This is a genomic window from Streptomyces sp. NPDC021356 (assembly GCF_040641015.1).
Lineage (GTDB): Bacteria > Actinomycetota > Actinomycetes > Streptomycetales > Streptomycetaceae > Streptomyces.
Genome location: NZ_JBFACU010000038.1, coordinates 30,764 through 54,143, shown reverse-complemented (window position 1 = coordinate 54,143; position 23,380 = coordinate 30,764). Strand labels below are relative to the sequence as shown.

Annotated in this window: 20 protein-coding genes; 6 read left to right on the top strand and 14 right to left on the bottom strand. The window is 72.9% G+C overall.

Annotation, left to right across the window (positions count from 1 at the left end; translation table 11 throughout):
• Positions 1–73: 73 nt before the first annotated feature.
• Positions 74–364: a hypothetical protein gene (locus tag AB0G56_RS35210; RefSeq protein ID WP_360978027.1), complete on the top strand. Its 291-nt coding sequence runs from the start codon at positions 74–76 to the stop codon at positions 362–364.
• On the top strand, positions 361–585 hold the full coding sequence (locus AB0G56_RS35205) for a hypothetical protein (protein WP_360978024.1): 225 nt from the start codon (positions 361–363) through the stop codon (positions 583–585). The genes AB0G56_RS35210 and AB0G56_RS35205 overlap by 4 nt, the downstream gene beginning before the upstream one ends.
• Positions 586–727: 142 nt before the next feature.
• Here the strand turns inward: AB0G56_RS35205 and AB0G56_RS35200 are convergent, their stop codons facing one another.
• The 4 genes from AB0G56_RS35200 to galT all read right to left on the bottom strand — a co-directional run bounded on the left by AB0G56_RS35200 (position 728) and on the right by galT (position 4,780).
• Positions 728–1,408, bottom strand: coding sequence for an adenosylcobinamide amidohydrolase (locus tag AB0G56_RS35200; protein WP_360978021.1), 681 nt, complete (start codon positions 1,406–1,408; stop codon positions 728–730).
• Positions 1,409–1,575: 167 nt separating this feature from the next.
• Positions 1,576–2,730: a galactokinase gene (gene galK / locus AB0G56_RS35195; RefSeq protein ID WP_360978018.1), complete on the bottom strand. Its 1,155-nt coding sequence runs from the start codon at positions 2,728–2,730 to the stop codon at positions 1,576–1,578.
• Positions 2,730–3,698 carry a UDP-glucose 4-epimerase GalE gene (gene galE, locus AB0G56_RS35190; RefSeq protein ID WP_360978015.1) on the bottom strand — a complete coding sequence of 323 codons (969 nt, stop codon included), beginning with the start codon at positions 3,696–3,698 and terminating at the stop codon, positions 2,730–2,732. The genes galK and galE overlap by 1 nt, the downstream gene beginning before the upstream one ends.
• A complete protein-coding gene (gene galT, locus AB0G56_RS35185; protein WP_360978012.1) occupies positions 3,695–4,780 on the bottom strand; it encodes a galactose-1-phosphate uridylyltransferase in 1,086 nt (361 codons plus the stop codon). Before galT ends, galE begins: the two co-directional genes overlap by 4 nt.
• A 232-nt stretch (positions 4,781–5,012) precedes the next feature.
• Here galT and AB0G56_RS35180 point away from each other — a divergent pair, with 232 nt between their 5' ends.
• Positions 5,013–6,713 carry a sodium:solute symporter family protein gene (locus AB0G56_RS35180; protein ID WP_360978009.1) on the top strand — a complete coding sequence of 567 codons (1,701 nt, stop codon included), beginning with the start codon at positions 5,013–5,015 and terminating at the stop codon, positions 6,711–6,713.
• A 21-nt stretch (positions 6,714–6,734) separates the two neighbouring features.
• Positions 6,735–7,073, top strand: a complete 339-nt coding sequence (locus tag AB0G56_RS35175) for a hypothetical protein (protein WP_360978006.1) — start codon at positions 6,735–6,737, stop codon at positions 7,071–7,073.
• 21 nt (positions 7,074–7,094) lie between these two features.
• Here AB0G56_RS35175 and AB0G56_RS35170 read toward each other — a convergent pair whose 3' ends face one another.
• From AB0G56_RS35170 to AB0G56_RS35155, 4 genes are all read right to left on the bottom strand, one after another.
• Positions 7,095–7,763: a LuxR C-terminal-related transcriptional regulator gene (locus AB0G56_RS35170; protein ID WP_360978101.1), complete on the bottom strand. Its 669-nt coding sequence runs from the start codon at positions 7,761–7,763 to the stop codon at positions 7,095–7,097.
• 182 nt (positions 7,764–7,945) lie between these two features.
• Complete coding sequence (locus AB0G56_RS35165) at positions 7,946–9,841, bottom strand: PQQ-binding-like beta-propeller repeat protein (protein WP_360978003.1); 1,896 nt, start codon at positions 9,839–9,841, stop codon at positions 7,946–7,948.
• Positions 9,842–10,174: 333 nt separating this feature from the next.
• Positions 10,175–12,148, bottom strand: a complete 1,974-nt coding sequence (locus tag AB0G56_RS35160; protein ID WP_360978001.1) for a PQQ-binding-like beta-propeller repeat protein — start codon at positions 12,146–12,148, stop codon at positions 10,175–10,177.
• Positions 12,149–12,401: 253 nt separating this feature from the next.
• Positions 12,402–14,222: an ABC-F family ATP-binding cassette domain-containing protein gene (locus AB0G56_RS35155; protein WP_360977998.1), complete on the bottom strand. Its 1,821-nt coding sequence runs from the start codon at positions 14,220–14,222 to the stop codon at positions 12,402–12,404.
• A gap of 157 nt (positions 14,223–14,379) precedes the next feature.
• Between AB0G56_RS35155 and AB0G56_RS35150 the strand changes: the two genes are divergently transcribed.
• The gene (locus AB0G56_RS35150; protein WP_360977995.1) at positions 14,380–15,003 is read left to right on the top strand and encodes a Uma2 family endonuclease; all 624 of its coding nucleotides are present in this window, start codon (positions 14,380–14,382) and stop codon (positions 15,001–15,003) included.
• A gap of 11 nt (positions 15,004–15,014) precedes the next feature.
• Here the strand turns inward: AB0G56_RS35150 and AB0G56_RS35145 are convergent, their stop codons facing one another.
• The 6 genes from AB0G56_RS35145 to rsmI form a co-directional block, all read right to left on the bottom strand.
• Entirely contained in the window at positions 15,015–15,908 is an 894-nt protein-coding gene (locus tag AB0G56_RS35145; protein ID WP_360977992.1) for a 4-(cytidine 5'-diphospho)-2-C-methyl-D-erythritol kinase, read from the bottom strand.
• Positions 15,905–16,792, bottom strand: coding sequence for a 16S rRNA (adenine(1518)-N(6)/adenine(1519)-N(6))-dimethyltransferase RsmA (gene rsmA / locus AB0G56_RS35140; protein ID WP_360977989.1), 888 nt, complete (start codon positions 16,790–16,792; stop codon positions 15,905–15,907). The genes AB0G56_RS35145 and rsmA overlap by 4 nt, the downstream gene beginning before the upstream one ends.
• A 171-nt stretch (positions 16,793–16,963) precedes the next feature.
• On the bottom strand, positions 16,964–18,382 hold the full coding sequence (locus tag AB0G56_RS35135) for a ubiquitin-like domain-containing protein (protein ID WP_360978098.1): 1,419 nt from the start codon (positions 18,380–18,382) through the stop codon (positions 16,964–16,966).
• A 254-nt stretch (positions 18,383–18,636) separates the two neighbouring features.
• Positions 18,637–19,524, bottom strand: a complete 888-nt coding sequence (locus tag AB0G56_RS35130; RefSeq protein ID WP_360977986.1) for a TatD family hydrolase — start codon at positions 19,522–19,524, stop codon at positions 18,637–18,639.
• Positions 19,525–19,587: 63 nt separating this feature from the next.
• Entirely contained in the window at positions 19,588–20,028 is a 441-nt protein-coding gene (locus AB0G56_RS35125; RefSeq protein ID WP_360977983.1) for a hypothetical protein, read from the bottom strand.
• A 503-nt stretch (positions 20,029–20,531) separates the two neighbouring features.
• Complete coding sequence (gene rsmI, locus AB0G56_RS35120) at positions 20,532–21,383, bottom strand: 16S rRNA (cytidine(1402)-2'-O)-methyltransferase (RefSeq protein WP_360977980.1); 852 nt, start codon at positions 21,381–21,383, stop codon at positions 20,532–20,534.
• Positions 21,384–21,481: 98 nt separating this feature from the next.
• On the opposite strand from rsmI, the gene AB0G56_RS35115 reads away from it, so the two are divergent.
• Positions 21,482–23,233 (top strand): phospholipid carrier-dependent glycosyltransferase, encoded by a 1,752-nt coding sequence (locus AB0G56_RS35115; protein ID WP_360977977.1) that lies wholly within the window; start codon positions 21,482–21,484, stop codon positions 23,231–23,233.
• Positions 23,234–23,380: the final 147 nt, after the last annotated feature.

Here is a 23,380-nt window from a genome sequence, read left to right as displayed (position 1 = left end):
CTGCTTCTCGCGGACACACCGCGGCGCGCCCGGGTACGGTGAAAACAACACCGCAAAAGGAGCCACGGCCATCGTGACCGCACACCTGGCAGACCCCTGCGCGCCGCAACTCCCCCCCATGCGCACCATCGGCGAACTCCGCGCCGCCCTCACCATGGGCCACGGCTTTCCCGGCGACGCCGACGACTTCGAAGCCGAGCCGGCCCGCGAGATCAATCTCGCCGATCCCGCCGATCTCAGCGGCGTCGTCCGCCTGGCCGAGGAGTTCCGCAGCCGGATCATCGCCCGCCAAGACCCGGTCTTCGACTCCGCGGTCGCCGCTGCCGTGGCCGAGATCCGCGCCGCCCGGGGGACTACTCGGTGACCGAGAACCAGCAATCGGTGATCGCCGAGATCACGCATGCGGCGCGCGTCCGCTGCCAGGCCATCGGTGGAGGCACTCTCGAAGCCGTCGAGGCCTTGCGCGCCGAACTGGAGAAGTCCCCGGCACTCGGCCACCCTGCAGGCAGTGCGGCCGACGGCATGCGGCTCTACACGACCCGTCTCGAAGCCACGGCCACGCGTCCGGCTCTCACCGTCACCTAGGTCTACGACGCGCCGCCACCCGGACCAGGGCTGATCCGGATCGCACTTGTGTCGCCGGTCCGCTTCGCAGGCGGCGGCACCGGGTTCTGAAGCCCCGCGCGATGTTGCCACGACAGGGGGCCCTGGGGGTGCAGCACCGAAGTCACCCGCTCGTCACAGCCGTCGAGACCGCCCGGTGCACCGCCCGTGCCAGCCGGGCGCCCCACAGGGAGCGCGGGCCCGCGAAGGCGTGGGGCCGCTCACCGGGGGCCGGGGCGCGGGCGGCGACGCAGACCGCGTCCGTGGGGGTGCCGGAGCAGTCGTGGCCGGCCTCCAGGAGGGCTTGGACCTTGGCCTCCGTGGCGGTCGCGACCGCGTTGACCAGGGCCGCGTCGGTCAGGGCCGCGGGGACGGCGACGACGATGTTGATCGTGCCCGGCTGGGCGGGGACGGCGGTGCCTTCGGCCGGGGCGGCGGCCCAGCCCCGTACGTCGATGCCCGCGGTGACCAGGGCCTGCGCTCCGCCGTCCGCCGCGCGGGCGTGGCGGGAGACGTCGGCCGCCGTCATCAGGCCGACTCCCGAACCGTCCAGGCCGGCCCCGGCCGCCAGTTCGGCCAGGTGGCGGTCCGGGTCGGTGCGCCGGTAGCCGTGCGGCACCTGGGCGTTGAGGACCCAGCCGCGCGCACCGATGCCGCCGCCGAGCACCGCGCTGCTGATCATCCGCCACCCCGGGCCCGCCCGCCACAGCAGCGCGTGCAGCCGCTCACCGTCCTCGGCGCGGGTCAGCAGCCGCGCCCCGCACGGGCCGGCGGGCGGGGCGGAGACGGGAGAGGAGGTGGTCACCGGGCGTGGCTCCTTACGGGGGGAACCGGCCGATCGTACGCGGGAGCGCTCGGGCGTCCGCCGCCCGGCACGTCGCCGTGGCCAAGCCGCCCCGCGGGCCCGGACCGCAGCGGGCCGGGGCGCCGGGGCGTCGCGCCCGGTGCCGCCGGCCCCGCTCCGGCACGCCGTCAGATCAGGCGCCGCGCCCCCGCCGAGGGCACCGCCTCGAAGACGCGCGGGGAGGTGAAACCGGCCTGCGCGAAGGCCTGTTCGACCGCCTCGGTGACCGAGGGGACGTCGGACTCCCGGGTGAGGACGATCGCCGAGCCGCCGAAGCCGCCGCCCGTCATGCGGGCGCCCAGCGCGCCGGCGGCCAGGGCGGTGTCGACGACCAGGTCCAGCTCCGGGCAGGAGATGCGGAAGTCGTCGCGCAGGGAGACGTGGCCCTCGGTCAGGACCGGGCCGATCGCGCGGGCGCCGGCGGATTCGAGGAGGGCGATGACGCGTTCGACGCGGGCGTCCTCCGTCACCACGTGGCGGACCAGGCGGCGGATCTCCTCCTCGTCCCCGAGCCGTTCCAGGGCCGCGTCCAGGCCGTCGTAAGGCACGTCCCGCAGGGCGTCGACGCCGAGGAGCGCCGCGCCCTTCTCGCAGCCGGCCCGGCGCTTGCCGTACTCGCCGTCGCTGTGGGCGTGCTTGACGCGGGTGTCGACGACGAGCAGCCGCAGGCCCTCGCGTGCCAGGTCGAAGGGGATCTGGCGCTGGGCGAGGTCGCGGGTGTCGAGGAAGAGGGCGTGGCCCGCCTCGCAGCAGGCCGAGGCCGTCTGGTCCATGATGCCGGTGGGGGCGCCGACGTAGACGTTCTCGGCGCGCTGGCACAGGCGGGCCAGCTGCCAGGCCTTCAGGCCGAGGCCGTACAGGTCGTTCAGGGCCAGGGCGACGACGACCTCCAGGGCCGCCGAGGAGGACAGGCCCGCGCCGGAGGGCACCGTGGACGTCAGGTGGACGTCCGCGCCCGGCACCGCGTGGCCGGCCTCGCGCAGTGCCCAGACCACGCCCGCCGGGTACGCCGTCCAGTCCTTGTCGGACTCGGGCGCCAGGTCGGCCACGCGCAGTTCGACGGGGTCGCCCGGGACGTCGGCCGAGTGCAGCCGCAGCACGCCGTCGTCGCGGCGGGCCACGGCGGCGATCGTCTCGTGCGGCAGCGCGAACGGCATCACGAAGCCGTCGTTGTAGTCGGTGTGCTCACCGATGAGGTTGACGCGGCCGGGTGCCGCCCACACTCCCTCCGGGTCGGTGCCGTACAGCTCGGCGAACGAGTCCCGGACCTGCTGTGCCCCCACTACTGCTCCCTCGCGATGTGCTGCGCGAACTCCCAGGCGTCCGCGACGATTCCCGCGAGGTCCGCGCGGGACGGGTTCCAGCCGAGCTTGTCGCGGGCGGCGTCGGCCGAGGCGACCAGCACCGCCGGGTCGCCGGCCCGGCGCGGGGCCACGACCTCCGGGATGGGGTGGCCGGTGACCCGGCGGACCGTCTCGACGACCTCGCGGACGGAGAAGCCGTTGCCGTTGCCGAGGTTGCAGATCAGGTGCTCCCCCGGGGTGGCGGCCCGCAGCGCGAGCAGGTGGGCCTCGGCGAGGTCCGCCACGTGGATGTAGTCGCGCACGCAGGTGCCGTCGGGGGTCGGGTAGTCGTCGCCGAAGACCGAGATGGCCTCGCGGCGGCCCTGGGCGACCTGGAGGACCAGCGGGATCAGGTGCGACTCGGGGTCGTGGCGCTCGCCGCAGGCACCGTAGGCGCCGGCCACGTTGAAGTAGCGCAGGGAGACCGCGCCCAGGCCGTGCGCCGCCGCCTCGCCGGTGATCATGTGGTCGACGGCGAGCTTGGAGGCGCCGTAGGGGTTGGTGGGCCTGGTCGGGGCGGTCTCGAGGATCGGCGTCCGCTCGGGCTCGCCGTAGGTCGCGGCGGTGGAGGAGAAGACCAGCTTGCGCACGCCGGCCTCGCGCATCGCGGCGAGCAGCGCCATGGTGCCGCCGACGTTGTTGTCCCAGTACTTCTCCGGCTTCACCACCGACTCGCCGACCTGCGAGAACGCGGCGAAGTGCAGCACCGCGTCGAAGGAGGGGTCAAGCCACTTGGCGGCGTCGCGGATGTCGCCCTCGACGAAGGAGGCGCCGGCGGGCACGCCCTCGCGGAAGCCCGTGGAGAGGTTGTCGAGCACGACGACCTCGTGGCCGGCCTCCAGCAGGTGCTGGGCGACCACGCTCCCGACGTAACCCGCGCCACCCGTCACCAGGTACTTCCCGCTCATGAACTCGCTACCTCTCGCAATCGCTGGGCCGCGCGCTCCGGCGGCACGTCGTTGATGAAGACGTTCATGCCGGACTCGGAGCCCGCGAGGAACTTCAGCTTGCCGGAAGTTCGGCGGATGGTGAAAAGCTCGAGGTGGAGGGCGAAGTCCTCACGGACGACTCCGTCGAACTCCTCCAGCGCGCCGAAGGGCGCCTGGTGCCAGGCGGCGATGTACGGCGTCGGCGGTTCACCCACGGAGCCTTCCCCACCATCCCCCCCGTCGAAGATCCGGTCGAAGCGCCTCAACAGTTCCAGGTAGACCTGGGGGAACTCTGTGCGCGCGGCCTCGTCGAGCGCGAGCAGGTCGGGGACGCGGCGCTTGGGGTAGAGGTGGACCTCGTAGGGCCAGTGCGCCGCGTACGGCACGAAGGCCGCCCAGTGCTCGGTCTCCAGGACGACCCGCTCACCGGCCAGTTCGCGCTCCAGGACGGCGTCGAAGAGGTTGCCGCCGCCGGTGGCGTCCTTGTGGGCGGCCAGCGAGCGCAGCATCAGCGCGGTGCGCGGGGTGGTGAACGGGTAGGCGTAGATCTGGCCGTGCGGGTGGCCGAGGGTCACGCCGATCTCGGCGCCGCGGTTCTCGAAGCAGAACACCTGCTCCACTGCGGGCAGGTGGGACAGCTCGAAGGTGCGGTCGGTCCAGGCCTCCAGGACGAGGCGCGCCTGCTCCTCGGTGAGCGCGGCGAAGGACGCGTCGTGGTCGGAGGTGAAGCAGACGACCTCGCAGCGGCCCGAGTCGCCGGCCAGCGACGGGAAGCGGTTCTCGAAGACCACCACGTCGTAGGAGGAGTCCGGGACCTCGGTGAGCCGCTCACCGCGGGTGGGGCACAGGGGGCACTCGTCGGCCGGCGGGTGGTAGGTGCGGCCCTGGCGGTGGGAGGCGACGGCGACGGCGTCGCCGAGGAGCGGGTCGGGGCGGATCTCGGAGGTGGTGACGGTCGGCTCCAGCGGGCGCCGGTCGACGGCGTCGCGGACGGTGTCGTCACGCAGGTCGTAGTAGATCAGCTCACGACCGTCGGCCAGCCGGGTCGAGGTCTTCTTCACTGTCGGACTCCCTGTTCGTCCAAACCCGGGCCGTACCCGACCACTCAGTCACCCAACACAATCAAACATAACACATCACAACTCACCATGGGAGGCTACCGGTGGGACGCACGGACGGGCCACGGGGTTCACATCACAATCAAACAAAGACAACCAACAAAAGTGTTCAATTCATGAACGCGAAGGCGTAGGTTCCCGGCTGGATCCGTTCGCGCAACGAAGCGAGTTCTTTATGCAAACCCCCACATCCCCCACATACGCGCCCGCGTACCTGGCGGCGGAGCTACGGCTGCCGACCAACGCCCTCGACTACACGATCCTCGCCATCTACTTCGTCGTCGTCCTCGGCATCGGTTTCGCCGCCCGCCGCTCCGTGAAGACCAGCCTCGACTTCTTCCTCTCCGGACGCTCCCTGCCCGCGTGGATCACCGGCCTGGCGTTCATCTCCGCCAACCTGGCCGCGACCGAGATCCTCGGCATGGCCGCCAACAGCGCCCAGTACGGCGCCTACACCGTGCACTGGTACTGGATCGGCGCCATCCCCGCCATGGTCTTCCTCGGCCTGGTGATGATGCCCTTCTACTACGGCTCCAAGGTGCGCTCGGTCCCCGAGTTCCTGCTGCTGCGCTTCGACAGGGGCGCGCACCTGCTCAGTTCGATCCTGTTCGCCTTCGCGGCCATCCTGATCGCCGGTGTGAACCTCTACGCCCTCGCGATCGTCGTCGAGGCGCTGCTCGGCTGGCCGCAGTGGGTCGCGATCGTCGTCGCCGGCTTCTTCGTCCTGGCCTACATCACCCTCGGTGGACTGTCCTCCGCGATCTACAACGAGGTGCTGCAGTTCTTCGTGATCCTCGCGGCCCTCATCCCGCTCGTGGTGCTCAGCCTGAAGAAGGTGGGCGGCTGGGACGGCCTGACCCACAAGCTCACCGAGACCCACGGGGCGAACTTCACCACCGCCTGGGGCGGCACCGGCATCGGCCACGCCAACCCGCTCGGCGCCAACTGGCTGACCATCGTCCTCGGCCTCGGCTTCGTGCTCTCCTTCGGCTACTGGACGACCAACTTCGCCGAGGTGCAGCGCGCCCTGTCCGCGAAGAACCTCTCGGCCGCGCGGCGCACCCCGCTGATCGCCGCGTTCCCGAAGATCTTCATCGTCTTCCTGGTGATGATCCCGGGTCTGGTCGCCGCCGCCGTCGTCCCGAAGATCGGCACCCCCGCCTCCGGGCTCCAGTACAACGACGCCATCCCGTACCTGATGCAGGAACTGCTGCCCAACGGCGTCCTCGGCATCGCGGTCACCGGTCTGCTCGCCGCCTTCATGGCCGGCATGGCCGCCAACGTGTCGTCCTTCAACACCGTGTTCACCAACGACATCTGGGCCAAGTACGTCGTCAAGGACCGCGAGGACTCCTACTACGTGCGGTTCGGCCGGCTCATCACCGCCATCGGCGTGCTCGCCTCGGTCGGCACCGCGTTCCTGGCGTCGTCGTTCTCGAACATCATGAGCTACCTGCAGACGCTGTTCTCCTTCTTCAACGTGCCGATGTTCGTGGTGTTCATCGTCGGCATGTTCTGGAAGCGCGCGTCCGTGAAGTCCGGCTTCTGGGGCCTGCTCGCGGGCACCACCGCGGCGATGGTGAACTACTTCGTCCTGTACAAGAAGGACATCATCCACATCCCCACCGACCAGGGTGCCAACTTCGTCTCGGCGATCGCCGGTTTCGTCGCCGGCGCGGTGGTCATGGTGGCCGTCACCCTGTTCACCAAGCCCAAGCCGGAAGCGGCCCTGCAAGGCCTCGTCTACGGCACCAGGTCCCCCGGCATGGCCGAGGCGCCCGCCCCCGGCGACGAGGCCTGGTACCGCAAGCCCGCCCTGCTCGGCTGGGGCGCCGTCGTCCTCGCCGCCGCCTGCTACATCCCGTTCTCGTTCTGACCGCGGGAGGATGGAGAAACCATGTCACAGTCCCAGAACCCCGACCGGTCCGAGCGTTCCGGCTACTCCGAGGCGGACGTCCAGCGGGAAGTCACCGAACTGGAGGGCAAGTCCGCGACCGCCGCGCGCATCTTCGACCTGCGGCGGATCATCGGCGGGCTGTTCGTCCTCTACGGGGTCATCGTCACGATCACCGGCATCACCGACTCGCAGGCGGCCATCGACAAGGCCCAGGGCGTCAACATCAACCTGTGGACCGGGATCGGGATGCTCGCCCTCGGCGTGTTCTTCCTGGTGTGGCTGAAGCTGCGGCCGGCCACGGCGCCTCAGCCGCCCGCGGAGGGACCGGACGCCCAGTAGGCCCCGGTCGTCGCTTCCCCCTCAGGTGCGGCCCGCGCGGTCCAGCAGACCCGTGCGGGCCGCCAGGGCCGCCGCCTCCAGGCGGGAGCCCACGCCCAGCTTCATCAGGACGCGCTGCACATGGGTGCGGGCCGTGCTCGGGGCGATGCCCATCCCGGCCGCGATCAGCCGCGTGTCCTCGCCCTCCGCCACCCGCACCAGGACCTCCACCTCCCGGGGCGTGAGCATCCGCAGCAGCCGCTGGGCCTCGTCGTCCGGCTGGGCGGCCGGGTTCAGCAGCTCGCCGAAGGCGCCCTGGAGCAGTTGCGGGGCGACCGCCGCCTCACCGGCCCGCGCCTTAGTGATCGCCCGCTCCACGCCCTCTATGCGCTCGTCGTGCCGTACGTAACCCGAGGCGCCCGCGGCGAAGGCCGCGGCGATGCCCCGCGGGGAGGGCACCGGGCCCAGCACGACCACCGCCACCTGCGGGCGTTCCTGCTTGATCCGCGTCACCGGGTCGAACACGTGCGGCTCGGCCGGCGCCGCCGTCCCCAGCAGGCAGACCTCCGGTGCGCGGCTGATCACCAGCTCCGCCGCGCCCGCCGCGGGCGCCGCCGCGGCCAGCACCCGGTGCCCCCGCAGTTTCAGCGCCGAGGCCAGTGCCTCGGCGAGCAGTCGGTGGTCGTCGACCACCATGAGCCGCACTCCCATCGGCAACCCCCCAGTTCCCTCCCGGAAGCTACACGCTCGTCCCCCGGCGCGCTGCCCCTACCGGCGAGAAGTGCCCCGGATCGTCGAAAACACCCGGCGCGCGGAAGCACCCCCGGAGTGACGCGCGCGGCCCCGCTCCCGGGAGGACCCGGGGGCGGGGCCGTGGGCGGGGGCGGCGGGGCTCAGCCGCCCGCGCCGAAGGCCAGCGCCAGGTACTCCTTGCCGAAGGCCGACGACCGCTGCTTGTGGGCGTAGACCGACGCCATGTAGAGGCGGCCCTGCCGGAAGAGGATCTCCGCGTAGTCCGGGGACATACCGGTCTGCGCGGCCCGTACGTCCCGCGTGGCCGGGGTCTCCAGCAGCACGGTCTCCTTGAAGCTGTTGCCGTCGATGCTCACCACCTGGCCGCCCTTGTCGTAGGGCGGGCGCTTGTAGGCGAGCAGGGCGCCGCCGTCCGTGCGCAGCGGGTAGATCTGGTAGCCGTCGCCCGCGTCGGCGCGCTGACCGGTCTGCCGGCCGGTGGCGAGGTCGAAGGCGACGATCTCGTTGGTCTGGCCGTGCTCGCCGCCGCCGTCGTGCTGCTCGGTCCCCAGGTACAGCCGGTCGTTGCCGGCCACGATGCCCGCGCAGTACTCGATCCTGGTGATCGCGTCGCAGCGGCCCCCGTAGGGGGCGCGGGGGGCGTTGTGGGGGCACCCCCGCGGGCGGGTGGGGGTGTCGCGGGCTACTATGCCCGAGTTGCGGGGGGCGCCGCCGGGGGGGGGGGCGACCACGAGCGGGTCGGTCGAGACGATCCCCGCGTACTCGATGCCCTTGGCCAGCTTGTAGTCCGAGACGACCTTCCCCGACTTCGGGTCGATGGTCTGGATGTGCAGCTGACGCTGGCCGTACGTGCCGCACTTGCGCACCGCGACCAGTTTCCGGCCGCCGCCGTAGCCGGCGTCGTAGCAGGTGTCGCCGGGCTTGGGGGCCCACAGCTGCTTGCCGTCGGCGAGGGCGAAGGCGGCGCCGCCGCTGGTGCTGCCCACGGCGACGGTGCTGCCGCCGCCGATGGTCACGTTGTTGAGGTTGACCGGCGCGTCCCCCGACTTGACCTGCCGGGTCCACAGCTTCTTGCCGGCCGCGAGGTCGATCACCGCGACCTGGCTGCAGCCGTGCGAGGGCTTGGCCTTGGTGGGCATGGCGGGCTCGTACAGGATCGCCGTCCTGTCGTTCCCCGTGACGTGGCGGGTGGCCTGGCAGACCGGGCCGGGCAGCTTGAGCGACCACCGCTCGGTGCCCTTGACCGGGTCGTAGCCGACGATCTCGGCGTTGCCCGTCTTGGCGTACACCTTGCCGGTGAGCCAGGAGCCGGTGGTGGCGGTCGTGTCGTCGACGGCGGGCACCGGCAGCTGGAACAGGACCTTGGCGGCCGGGTTCGAGGGCACCTTCTCCTTGCCGCCCGTCGCCGTGCCGCCGCCGGCGGACTTGTCGCCGCCGCCGGACTTGTCGCCGCCGTCGGAGGAGGCGGAGTCCTTCTTGCCGTCGCCACCGGACGAACTCGCGTACCAGACGCCGCCACCGATGATCAGGGCGATCGCGGCGACGGCCGCGACGATGATCAGCAGCTGCTTGTTGTCCCTGCGACCCGCCCCGCCCCCGCCCGGCACGCCCGCCTGCGGCTGCGGCTGCGTCGGGGCCGCGGGGTGTCCGGGCCCGCCCGGGTAGCCGTAGCCCGGCTGAGCGGGCTGACCCGGATACCCGTAACCGGGCTGCGCGCCGTACGCGTCAGGGGCCGGCGTCGGCGACTGGCCCGGGTAGCCGTAGCCCGCGGGTGCCTGGGGTGCCTGGGGTGCCTGGGGGTAGCCGTACCCGGGCTGGGGCTGCTGAGGGGGCTGCGGATAGCCGTAACCCGGCGCCGGCTGCGGGGGCCCGGCGAAGCCGGGGCCGCCGGGCGCGGGCGGTGCCTGCGGCGGCGGGGCCTGCGGCGGCACCCCCGGCTGCCCGGGCGGCTGGTCCTGCGGCCGATCGCCCGCAGGCGGACCGAACCCACCCTGGTGGGGCGGCTGCTGGGGCGGCGGGGGCGGTGGTTGGGTCATGAACGGATGCACCTCTGAACGACGGGAACGACGGGAACGACGACGACGGACACGGCAGTTGGGTCGCAACCGGGCCGGGGCCGAGCAGGGGCCCAGGGGCAGTGCGGGAGACGAAGCCGGCGGCCCTGCGCGGTGCCGGGGTCCGGCAGGGCTGCCGGACCGGCCGGCGCGGACTGCCCGCCCGCCCGGCGCGGACTGCCGGCAGGTGACCGGGGCTCCGGGGGAGCCGGGGCGGGGCTGCCTGCGGGCGGCCCGGCCGACGGGCGGCCCGGGGGCGCCGGTGGCCCAGCCGGGTCGGCCGGTGGCCGGGCCGGGTTGCGGTGGAGGGTCGGCTCACTTGGCGAAGGCGAGCATCAGTTTCTCCTTCGTCTTGTCGTTGCCGTTCAGCCGGGTCGTGGAGATGTAGAAGCGGCCGTCGACCCAGTCGACGTCCCGGGAGAAGAAGCCGTTCTCGATCTCCGCGGTGCCCTGCGGGTTCTGCAGCAGCTTGACCGGGGTGTGGTTCGAGCCGCCCGCCGCCACGGACACGACCTGGCCGCCCTGGTCGTACGACGGCTCGACGTAGGCGATGAGCTGCCCGTTCTCCACCTTGAGCGGCATCATCGAGGTGTCCGAGGGCGACTTGACCCGCCACTTCTCCTTGCCGGTGGCGAGGTTGACGGCGACGATCTCGTTGGGCCCGCTCGTGGCCTTCGTGGGCAGGTAGAGGGTGTCCGCGTCGGCCGCCACGCCCTGGCAGCCCTGGAGTTCACGGTTGAGGACGGCCCAGCCGCACTCGGGGGCGAAGGTGCCCTTGACGTCGGCCTGCGAACGGACGGACCCGTCGCTGTTCAGGGTCGACAGGTTCCAGTGCTTCTTGTCCTCGTCGGTCGAGTACAGGACCAGCGGGTCGACGGAGTAGGTCCGCTGCACCGACCAGCCCTTGGGGATCTTCCGGGTCCACCTGGCCTTGCCGGTGGCGGGGTCGAGTTCCTGGACCTCGTCGTGGGCGCTCGCGCCGCCCGCCCCGCAGGAGGCGACCGAGACCAGCCGGGCGCCGCCCGCGAACGCGGTCGGGAAGCAGGCCTGGCCGTACTTCGTCTTCTCGTACATCTTGGCGCCGGTGTCGACGTTGTACGCGACACCCGACTGCGAGCGGCCCACCATCAGCGTCTTGCCGGTGACGGACAGTTCGACGGTGAGCGCGCTGTCGAACAGCGCGCCGTCGGCGACCGTCGCGGTCCAGCCCTTCTTGCCGGTGTCCAGGTCGATCTGCTGGAGCTGGTTGCACTTGGCGCGGTCGCTGGTGCCGCTCATGTACGCCACCACGGCCTTGTCGTCGGCCGTCTTCTGCTCGGTCACCGCGCAGATCTTCTGCGGGAAGGTGATCGGCGCCCAGGCCGGCCTGCCGTCCCCGACGCCGTAGGCGAAGACCTGCTTGTAGGCGGCCTTCACCGCCGCCTTGCCGGTGATCCACATGCCGGGGGCCTCGGCGCCGCTGCCGGGCGCGTCCGGGGCCTCCTTGTACCAGAGCACCCGGGCCTCGCCGGCCTTGCGGCCCTGGTTGAGGTCCGCCGGGTCCTTGGCACCGTCGCCGCTGCCGTCACCGGGGTCGACCGGCGCGTTCGAGGCCGCGCCCGTGGACCCGGACGCCTTGGCGTCGCCGCTCTGCTGCGCGACCGGCTTCTTCTCGCCGTCGCCACCGCCTGCGGTGGCCCACACGGTGCCGCCGACCACCGCCAGCGCGGCCACCGCCGCCCCGATGACGAGGGCGGGCCTGTTCCTGAAGGGGTTGCGGGAGCCGCCGCCGGGCGGCGGGGTGCCGGGCGCACCGGGGAACTGCGGCTGCGGGTAGCCGTATCCGGGCTGCTGCCCGTACGGGCCCGGCTGCTGCGGCGGACCGTACGGGCCGGGGGCGGGGGTGCCGGGGGTGCCCGGGGCGCCGGGTGCTCCGTAGGGGCCCTGGGCGGCGGGTGCTCCGTAGGGACCCGGCTGGGCATACGGTCCCGGCTGCGCGTAGGGGCCGGGCTGGGCGTTCGGTCCCGGTCCGCCGTAAGGGCCCGGCTGCTGGGGGTGGCCGTAGCCCGGCTGGGGCTGTTGCGGGTAGCCGTAGCCGGGCTGGGGCTGCGGCGGGCCGGCCGGGGGCGCGGTCTGCGGGGGCCGCGGTGCGCCCTGGGGCGGCTGGGCCGGGGGCGGGGGCGTGGCCTGCCGCGGGTCCTTCGCGGCGCCGGCTCCGCCGCCCTGCGGTGGTTGCGGCTGCGAAGCCCCGTCCTGTGGCGGCGGTGCTCCGAAGCCGCCCTGCGGCGGCTGACTGGGCGGCTGAGTCATCAGCGCGTCCCCCCTCGTTCACTGATTTTTAGCCACGCCCTGAGATCCGTAGTGGACGCGGAGTCGTACACGGATGGTTCCGGGCAGGGTCCCAACGGCCCTTTCTATCACTGGCCGCCGACACCCCACCGTGCCGTGCCCGCCCCCGTTCCCAAGGGAGAACCGGCCTGTGATGGCCTCGTTACGCGCCTGTCCGGGCCTTCACGCGTCCTTCACGCGGCGCACGCGCCCCGTCGTGCACGCCGTGCGCTCGCTACGCGTCCTCGGCGAGTTCGAGCCAGCGCAGTTCCAGTTCCTCGCGCTCGGCCGCCAGGTCGCGCAGTTCGGCGTCGAGTTCGGCCACCTTCGCGAAATCGGTGGCGTTCTCCGCGATCCGGGCGTGCAGGGTGCTCTCCTTCTCGGAGACCTTGTCCAACTGCCGTTCGATCTTCTGGAGTTCCTTCTTGGCGGCGCGCAGTTCGGCGGCGCTCTTCTCGGGCGCGGCGCTCTGGCCGGCGGCGGGCGCCGGCGCGGCGGCCGGGGCGAGCGCGGCCTGCTGCTCCATGCGGTGGCGCCGCTCCAGGTATTCGTCGATGCCGCGCGGCAGCATCCGCAGGGCGCCGTCGCCCAGGAGCGCCTGCACCGTGTCGGTGGTGCGCTCGACGAAGAACCGGTCGTGGGAGATGACGATCATCGAGCCGGGCCAGCCGTCGAGCAGGTCCTCCAGCTGCGTGAGGGTCTCGATGTCGAGGTCGTTGGTGGGCTCGTCGAGGAAGAGGACGTTGGGCTCGTCCATGAGCAGGCGCAGCAGCTGCAGCCGCCGGCGCTCGCCGCCGGACAGGTCACCGACCGGCGTCCACTGCTTCTCCTTGCCGAAGCCGAACGTCTCGCACAGCTGCCCGGCGGTCATCTCCCGGCCCTTGCCGAGGTCGACGCGCTCGCGCACCTGCTGCACGGCCTCCAGGACGCGCAAGGCGGGGTCGAGTTCGGCGACCTCCTGGGACAGGTAGGCCAGCTTGACGGTCCTGCCGACGGCGATCCGGCCGCCCGCGGGCTGCGTCTCGCCCTCGGTGCGCGCCGCCCGCTCCATGGCCCGCAGCAGGGAGGTCTTGCCCGCGCCGTTGACGCCGACCAGGCCGATGCGGTCGCCGGGGCCGAGCTGCCAGGTGACGTGCTTGAGCAGCACCTTCGGCCCGGCCTGGACGGTCACGTCCTCCAGGTCGAAGACGGTCTTGCCGAGCCGGGAGGACGCGAACTTCATCAGCTCGCTGCGGTCACGCGGCGGCGGCACGTCCGCGATCAGCTCGTTGGCGGCTTCCACGCGGAAGCGCGGCTTGGAGGTGCGGGCGGGGGCGCCGCGGCGCAGCCAGGCCAGCTCCTTGCGGACCAGGTTCTGCCGCTTGGTCTCCTCGGTGGCGGCGATGCGCTCGCGTTCGGCGCGGGCGAAGACGTAGTCGGAGTAGCCGCCCTCGTACTCGTAGACGGTGCCGCGCTGCACGTCCCACATGCGGGTGCAGACCTGGTCGAGGAACCAGCGGTCGTGGGTGACGCAGACGAGCGCGGAGCGGCGCGCGCGCAGGTGTCCGGCGAGCCAGGCGATGCCCTCGACGTCGAGGTGGTTGGTGGGCTCGTCCAGGACGAGCAGGTCCTGCTCCTCGATGAGCAGCTTGGCCAGCGCGATGCGGCGCCGCTCGCCGCCGGACAGCGGGCCGATCACGGTGTCCAGGCCCTTGGGGAAGCCCGGCAGGTCGAGACCGCCGAACAGCCCGGTCAGCACGTCGCGGATCTTGGCGTTGCCCGCCCACTCGTGGTCGGCGAGGTCGCCGATGACCTCGTGCCGGACGGTCGCCTCCGGGTCGAGCGAGTCGTGCTGCGTGAGCACGCCGAGCCGCAGCCCGCCCGCGTGCGTGACCCGCCCGGTGTCGGCCTCCTCGGCCCTGGCCAGCATCCGGATCAGCGTCGTCTTGCCGTCGCCGTTGCGCCCGACGACCCCGATCCGGTCCCCCTCGGACACGCCGAGCGACACACCGTCGAGCAGGGCACGCGTGCCGTACACCTTGCTGACGTTCTCGACATTGACCAGGTTGACGGCCATTTCACTCCTGCCCGGGGGGATGGATCGACTTTCAAGCGTAGGGCCTTCGGGAAGGGGCCTCGGTGTGGGCATGCCATCACTCTTTGCGATGACGTGATCGGGATTCGGCCGCTACGGTGGAAACGCAGGTCGCAGGATCCCACCCATGGGAGGAACCATGACTGCCGAGCCGATCCACGAGGCCTCCGCGCACGAGTCGGAGGCCGAGCCGAGGTCTCGTTGGCCGAGGCCGCCCCTTGACGGCTGGACCGTGGATGACCTGCACACGCTGCCCGACCTCCCGCCACACACCCAGATGATCGACGGGAGCTTGGTCTTCGTGAGTCCGCAGCGCTACTTCCACAGCCTCGTCATCGACCTGTTGGTGAGCGGGTTGCGCCGGACAGCGCCGCCGAAGCTGAAGGTCACCCGGGAGATGACCGTCGTCATCGACCGGAAGAACGGGCCCGAGCCGGATGTCTCCATCATCCGCGCGGAAGCCGTCACCAGCCGCACCCAGACGTCGTTCCGGGCCTCCGACGTAGTCCTCGCCGTTGAGGTGGTCTCACCTGATTCCGAAGCACGCGACCGCGATACGAAGCCGCGCAAGTATGCCGCCGCAGGCATCGACCACTTCTGGCTGGTGGAAATGGCAGGCGCGGAGGAGCGCCCCGTCGTCTACGTATACGAGCGCGACCCGGTTACCAAGACATACTCAGTCACCGGAATCCACCATGAGCGGCTGAAGCTCACCGTCCCCTTCGACATCGACATCGACCTGACGGAGATCGACCTTCTCTGATGGCGGGTTACTCAGACGACCATCGCTCCCATCGCCGGTGACCCGGCGACCCGGGCGGTCCGGCACGTCCCGGAGGCGAGTAGCGCCTCCGCCACCGCCGCCCCCGTCTCCTCGTCAGGAACCAGGAACGCCGTCGTAGGCCCCGACCCCGACACCAGCCCCGCCAGCGCGCCCGCCGTACGGCCCGCCGCGAGGGTGTCCGCCAGGGACGGCCGCAGGGAGAGCGCCGCGGGCTGGAGATCGTTGGTGAGCGTGGCGGCCAGCGCGCGGGCGTCGCCCTTCGCCAGAGCGGCCAGGAGGTCGTCCGAGGCGACCGGCTCCGGGACCCGCAACCCTTCGTTCAGGCGGTCGAACTCGCCGTAGACCGCGGGCGTGGACAGCCCGCCGTCGGCGACCGCGAACACCCAGTGGAAGGTGCCGCCCACCTCCAGCGGCGTCAGCCGCTCCCCGCGCCCGGTGCCCAGCGCCGCCCCACCCACCAGGCTGAACGGTACGTCGCTGCCCAACCCGGCGCAGATGTCGAGGAGTTCGTCGCGGGAGGCGCCGGTCCCCCACAGCGCGTCGCAGGCCACCAGCGCGCCCGCGCCGTCCGCGCTGCCGCCCGCCATGCCACCGGCGACGGGGATGTCCTTGGCGATGTGGATGTGGACGGCGGGAGCGCGGCCGTGGCGCTCGGCGAGGACCTCAGCGGCGCGGGCTGCGAGGTTCGTGCGGTCCAGGGGGACCTGGCCGGCGTCCGGGCCCGCGCAGGTCACGCGCAGTTCGTCGGCCTCGGTGACGGTGATCTCGTCGTACAGGCCGACGGCCAGGAAGACGTTCGCCAGGCCGTGGAAGCCGTCGGGGCGGGCGGCGCCCACCGCGAGCTGGACGTTGACCTTGGCGGGGACGCGGACGGTGACGCTCACTGGGCTTCGGGCTCCTCGGGTCCGACGGCGCGGTGCTCTGCGATCCGCGCGAACTCCTCCACGGTCAGCGACTCGCCGCGTGCCTGCGGCGACACCCCGGCGGCGACCAGCGCCGCCTCCGCCGCCGCCGCCGACCCGGCCCAGCCGGAGAGCGCGGCCCGCAGGGTCTTGCGGCGCTGGGCGAAGGCCGCGTCGACGACCGCGAACACCTCGCGCCTGGTGGCGGTGGTCTTCAGGGGCTCGCTGCGGCGGACCAGGGACACCAGTCCGCTGTCGACGTTCGGGGCGGGCCAGAAGACGTTGCGGCCGATGGCTCCGGCGCGCTTGACCTCGGCGTACCAGTTCGCCTTGACGGACGGCACGCCGTACACCTTGGAACCGGGGGCGGCGGCGAGCCGGTCGGCGACCTCCGCCTGCACCATGACGAGGGTGCGTTCGATGCTCGGGAAGGTGTCGAGCATGTGCAGCAGCACGGGGACGGCGACGTTGTACGGCAGGTTCGCCACCAGCGCGGTCGGGGCGGGGCCCGGCAGTTCGGCGACGTGCATCGCGTCGCGGTGGACGAGCGCGAACCGGTCGGCGCGCTCGGGCATGCGCGCGGCGATCGTGGCGGGCAGCGCGGCGGCCAGCACGTCGTCGATCTCCACCGCGGTGACCCGGTCGGCGGCCTCCAGCAGGGCGAGCGTGAGGGAGCCGAGCCCCGGCCCCACCTCGACGACCACGTCCTCGGGGGTGACGTCGGCGGTGCGGACGATGCGGCGGACCGTGTTCGCGTCGATCACGAAGTTCTGGCCGCGCTGTTTGGTGGGGCGGACGCCGAGGGCCGCCGCCAGCTCGCGGACGTCGGCGGGGCCCAGCAGGGCGTCGGGGATGGGGCTGCTCACGGCACAAGGGTACGGGGCGCCGGGTCCTGCCCCGCCCGCTCCGGCACCCGCACCGGCCGCGCCCTCCCGGAGAGGCACCCGGTGGCAGCGGCCTCACCGGGGGCCTGACCGGCGCCTCAGCGGGGCATTACCGGGTTCTCACCCGGGCCGCACCGGGGCACCCACCGGGGCCTACGAACGCAGTCGGTCGCCGCAGTGCGGCCAGGGGGCGGCGCCCCGGCGCACGTAGAGCTTCTTGGCGCGGTACGTCTGCTCCTCGGCCGGGGCATCCTGGGGGCGGCCGGCGCCGCCGAGGCCGTGCCAGGTGCCCTGGTCGAACTGGTACAGGCCGCCGTAGGTGCCGGAGGGGTCCTGCGCGTCGGGGCGGCCCCCGGACTCGCACTGCGCCAGCCCCTGCCAGTTCAGGTGGTCGGCGCCGCGCACCGACGGGGGGTGCGGCAGGGTGCCGACCTTCACGATCTGCGTCCTGGGCGCGCGCACCACCTCCGACTCCACGCGCCGCGGCCGCTGCCGCACGCCGTTGACCGAGCGCAGCGCGTACGTGACCCGGCGCACGCCGGGCCGCCCCGTCCGTTCCACGACCTCGGTGCCGCGGAACAGGGTGGGGTCGGCGGTGCGCCGGACGCGGAACGGGATCGGCTCCTCGCGCACCTCCCGGCCGCCGGTGATCCGCAGCACGGTGACCGTCTGCCCGTCGCGCGGGAAGCTGTCCGGCGGGACGGAGGTGGTGTCCTGGCCGTGCAGGGTGACCCCGGCCTCCTCGACGGCCTCCCGCACGGTCGCCGCGTTGGTGCGGACGGTGCGCGGCCGGCCGTCCGCCATGACCGTGACGGCACGCTCGGTGCGGACGTCGAGCGTGAGGCCGGCGCGTCCGATGAGCCGGGAGCGCGCGGCGGAGAGGTACGCGCCCTCCGCGCGCACCCCCCACTCCCTGAGCGCGTCCGCCACCGTGCGCGCCGTCGTCCACACCTCGCGCCGGTGTCCGTCGAGCGTGAGCCGCACGGGGCGCCCGTAGCGCACCACGACCTCTCCCCCGCTGGTGAGCGCCGTGCCGGGAGCCGGGACCACCGCGTCGTGCTCGCCGACCCGTACGCCCTCCTCGGCGAGCAGTTCCGACACGTCGTCGGCGAAGGTGTGCAGGCTGCGCGGCCTGCCGTCGACGCTGAGGTCGACCGCCTTGTCGTTGGCGACGAACGCGGTGGTGCCGCCCGCCAGGAAGGCGACCACCAGCGCCTGCGGCAGCAGCCGCCGCAGGCCCGTCTCGGGCAGGTGCGCGGGGCGCGGGCCGCGCCGCCGCGCACGCCGTCGCCCGCCCCGCTCGGCCGCCTGCCGCGGCACCACCGGCAAAACGGCGGAACGCCGGCCCGCCGGCGACTGGGCCGCCGCCTCGTAGGCGGGCCGGTAGGTGTCCTGGTACGGCGGCGGGGTCGGCAGCGGGGTCGGCCGCGGCGGCGGCCCGCCGGGGTCGTAGGCCGTCGTGGACACCCGGTACGGCTCATGCTCCCCGTACGGCCCATACGGCTCGGACGCCGGTCCATGCGCCGGTCCGCGCACCGCTTCGCGCGTCGCTGCGTACGCCGGTTCGTGCATCGCCTCGTACGCCGGTCCGTGCATCGCCTCGTACGCCGGTTCGCGTGGCTCGTACGCCGACGCGTACGGCTCGTGCGGCGCATACGGTTCGTACCGTTCGTACGCCTCACAGGCTTCGTACGCCTCGCATGTCTCGTACGGCGAGCTGCTCAACCGACACACTCCTGGGGCCGAGATCGGGGCCCCCAGAACCTAGCGGAGCCGCCGTCACTCTCCAAAGCGGCGCGGCTACGCTCAGTGTGCGCCGGAGCGGGTCAGTAGCCGAAGGCGCGTGCGGTGTTGGCGGCGAGCGCCGTGGCCAGCGTGTCCTCGTCGACACCTCGCACGGCGGCCATCGCGCGCACCGTCACCGGCACGAGATACGGCGCGTTGGGCCGTCCGCGGTAGGGCGCCGGGGTGAGGAAGGGCGCGTCGGTCTCCACCAGGACCAGTTCCAGCGGGGCGACGGCGAGGGCATCCCGCAGGTTCTGGGCGTTCTTGAAGGTGACGTTGCCGGCGAAGGACATGAAGTAGCCCGCGCGGGCGCACACCTCGGCCATCTCCGCGTCGCCCGAGTAGCAGTGGAACACCGTCCGCTCGGGCGCGCCCTCCTCCTTGAGGACCCGCAGCACGTCGGCATGGGCGTCGCGGTCGTGGATGACGAGCGCCTTGCCGTGCCGTTTGGCGATCTCGATGTGGGCGCGGAAGGACCGCTCCTGCGCCTCCTTGCCCTCCGGCCCGGTGCGGAAGTGGTCGAGGCCGGTCTCGCCCACGCCCTTGACGTGCTCCAGCGCGGCCAGGCGGTCGATCTCGGCGAGCGCCTCGTCGAGGGCCGCGTCCCCGCCCGGCTGCCGGGCGCCCTGCCGCGACCAGCCGTCGGGGTCGCCGTGGACGATGCGGGGTGCCTCGTTGGGGTGCAGGGCGACCGCCGCGTGGACGTTGGCGTACGCCGCGGCCGTCTCCGCGGCCCAGTGCGAGCCGCGTACGTCGCAGCCGACCTGGACGACCGTGGTCACGCCCACCGAGGCGGCCTTGGCCAGGCCCTCCTCGACCGTGCCGGACTGCATGTCGAGGTGGGTGTGGGAGTCGGCGACCGGTATCCGCAGCGGCTCCGGGAGCGGGGGCGCCGCGTTCTTGTCGGCCTTGTCGGCGTTCGAGGGCATGCCCCGATCCTACGAAAGGGGCAGGCCGTCGCGGTTCCGCCGGTCACCCGCCCCCGGGCGCCGTCAGTCCTCCTTGCGGTGGAACGGGTGCAACAGGTCGGACAGGTGCCAGTGGTGCTCCTCCGGCTTGCGGTCCGCCGCCTCCTCCCCGGGCGCGGACTCGGGCAGCGGGGCCGTCACGGGTCCCGCGGGTGCCTGGTGCCGGTGGTGCGCGTGCTCATGCTCGTGCAGGTGGCTCTGCGCGGACGAGACCCGGCCGGCCCGCATGATGCGGACGACGTGACCGTCGCAGTTCTTGCAGCTCGGCCTCGTCAGCGGCGACGGCACGATGCGGCCGTCCGCCACGTACCGCACGAACTCGTTGCCGTCGGCGTCCCTGTGGTGCTCTATCTCGTAGGACTGCTCCCATCCGTGCCCGCACCGCATGCAGGCGAAGGAGTACGACTCGTTGACGACGGCGGTGGCCGAACCGCGGTGGGCGGCCTGCCCTGCTATCTCGCTCATGCCAGCTCCTCGTGTCCGCTGGACGAAGGGACGGGTACGTCCCTTCCCCCAGTTGACGCCTCCACCAGCGTGAACGCACCGGCCCTGTCGAGTGTTGGACCCGATTTGGGCGACGCTTGCCCAAGGGTCCCCTGAACGGCAGGTCTCGCTTTGCTGTCCCGAAACGTCGCTTTACTCCCTCATGGGGCGCGCGCTCATGGGAGATACGCCCTGCTCAGAGGGGGTGTGAGCGAGGTCTCGCGGCGCTCACGGGGACGCTCCGCGTCAAGGGGCGTCCGCCACGTCACCCGCAGCGCCCGGCACGCCGCACCACCCGGAACACCAACTGCGCCCCGCACCGCCCGCAGCGCTCGGCACGCCGCGCCAGCCGGGGGTGCCCGGCGCCGCCGCACCACCCGGGATGCCCCGCATCGCCCGGCAGTACCCGACAAGCCCCGCATCGCCCCGGGCCACCCGGGACACCCGGCGTCACCGTGTCCCCGTGGATGTCCGGCGTCGCCGCGTCACCCCGAGTGCTTGGCCGCCACCACCGCGTCGAACACCTCGCGCTTGGGCAGCCCGGCCTCGGCGGCGACCGCCGCGATGGCCTCCTTGCGCCGCTCGCCCGCCTCCTCCCGGACGCGCACCCGCCGCACCAGCTCCTCGGCGCCGATCTCCTCGGGCCCCTTCTCCGGCGCGCCCTCGACCACGACCGTGATCTCGCCGCGCACCCCGCCGCTCGCGTCGGCCCACGCGGCCAGCTCGCCGAGCCCGCCGCGCCTGACCTCCTCGTACGTCTTGGTCAGCTCACGGCACACGGCCGCCCGCCGGTCGGCGCCGAACACCGACGCCATCGCGGCGAGCGTCTCCACGACGCGGTGCGTGGACTCGAAGAAGACGAGGGTGCGCCGCTCGCCCTCGACCTCCCGCAGCCGCGACAGCCGCTCGCCGGTCTTGCGGGGCAGGAAGCCCTCGAAGCAGAACCGGTCGACCGGCAGCCCGGACAGCGCCAGCGCGGTGAGGACGGCGGACGGCCCGGGGACGGCGGTGACCCGCACGTCCTTCTCGACGGCCGCCGCGACCAGCCGGTAGCCCGGGTCGGAGACGGACGGCATCCCCGCGTCCGTGACCAGCAGCACCCGGGCCCCGCCCACCAGCTCCTCCACCAGCTCCGGGGTGCGGGCGGACTCGTTGCCCTCGAAGTACGACACGACGCGCCCACGCGGGGTGACGCCGAGCGCCTGCGTGAGGCGGCGCAGCCGCCGGGTGTCCTCGGCGGCGATCACGTCCGCGTCCGCCAGCTCCGCGGCGAGCCGGGGCGGCGCGTCCTGGACGTCGCCGATGGGAGTACCTGCCAGAACAAGGGTTCCTGTCACGTCCCCCATCCTCTCAAGCACGCGCGGCGGCGGACGCGTCCCCACCCGCAGTCGCCCATGCACGGGACTCGCACAGCGCCGTTCCCTACGATGGCGCGGTGACCAGTACCGCGTCCTCCACGGACACCCGGCAGGACCTGGCCCCGCACGACGGACGCCCGGCGTGGCAGCGGCGGCTGCGCCGCTTCGGCCACACGGGGGATCCGGCGGGGCCCGCAGCCGACGTGCGCGAGCGCCTGGTGCCGCCCTTCACGCGGCCGGGCCCGCGGCTGTGGGCGGCCCTGGGCGTCCCGCAGGCCTTCGGCGCGCGCCTGGCGCGCTGGTCGGACTGGGGCGGCCCGCTGCTGGTCACGCTGTTCGCGGGGGTGCTGCGGTTCTGGAACCTGGGCAGCCCGAAGGCGGTGATATTCGACGAGACGTACTACGCCAAGGACGCGTGGGCGCTCGTCCACCGCGGGTTCGAGGTCAACTGGGACAAGAACGCCAACGACCTGATCCTCAGCACCGGCGGCCACGTCACCATCCCGGCCGACGCGTCGTACGTCGTGCACCCGCCGGTCGGCAAGTACGTGATCGGCCTGGGCGAGCTGATCTTCGGGTTCGACCCGTTCGGCTGGCGCTTCATGACCGCGCTGCTGGGCACGCTCTCGGTGCTGCTGCTGTGCCGGATCGGCCGCAGGCTGCTGCGCTCCACCTTCCTCGGCTGCCTGGCGGGCACGCTGATGGCGGTGGACGGCCTGCACTTCGTGATGAGCCGCACCTCGCTGCTCGACGGGGTGCTGATGTTCTTCGTACTGGCGGCCTTCGGCTGCCTGCTGGTCGACCGCGACCGGGCCCGCGAGAGGCTCGCCGCCGCCCTGCCCGCGGGCGCGGACGGCCGGGTCCGGGCCGACGCGCACACGGCGGACACCCTGCGCCTGGGCCTGCGCCCCTGGCGCTGGGCGGCCGGCCTGATGATGGGCCTGGCGATCGGCACCAAGTGGAACGGCCTGTACATCCTGGTCGCGTTCTGCGTGATGACCGTGCTGTGGGACGTCGGCGCCCGCCGGACCGCCGGCGCCCGGCACCCGTACCAGGCGGTGGTCCGCCACGACCTGGGCTGGGCCTTCCTGGCCACGGTCCCGGTGGCCGTCGTCACCTACGTCTGGTCGTGGGCCGGCTGGATCTTCTCCCCCACCGACGGCACCGGCGGCTACTTCCGCAACTGGGCGGCGACGGACGGCCGCGGCAGCTCCTGGTCGTGGCTCTTCCCGGACTGGTGGCGCAGCCTGTGGCACTACGAGTCCGAGGTCTACAAGTTCCACGTCGGCCTGTCCTCGCCGCACACCTACCAGTCCAACCCGTGGAGCTGGATCGTCGACGGCCGTCCGGTCTCGTACTTCTACGAGTCCCCCTCGCCCGGCACGGCGGGCTGCCCGGCCGACGCAGGCGACAAGTGCGCCCGGGAGGTCCTCGCCCTGGGCACGCCGATGCTGTGGTGGGCGGCCTGCGCCGCGCTCGTGTACGTGCTGTGGCGCTGGTTCTTCCGCCGCGACTGGCGCGCGGGCGCGATCGCCTGCGGCGTCGCGGCCGGCTACCTGCCCTGGTTCCTGTACCAGGAGCGCACGATCTTCTTCTTCTACGCCGTCGTCTTCGTGCCGTTCCTCTGCCTGGCCGTCACGATGCTGGCCGGCGCCCTGCTCGGACCGCCCGGCTCCACGGACACCCGCCGGGTGGCCGGCGCCACCGGGGCGGGCGTCCTGGTCCTGCTGATCGTCTGGAACTTCATCTACTTCTGGCCCCTGTACACCGGCACCGCGATCCCGATCGGCGACTGGCGGGCCCGTATGTGGCTGGATACGTGGGTCTGACGCGGATCGGCTGATCTCTCTTCGGACACCATCCGGCAACGGCCGCCACGCGGGCCTCCCGATCCGCATACAGTGCCAGGGACGCACCGTCTTTGAACGCGTTCAACAACCCGCGCGGGCGAAGGCACCAGGGAGGGACCGGGGAGG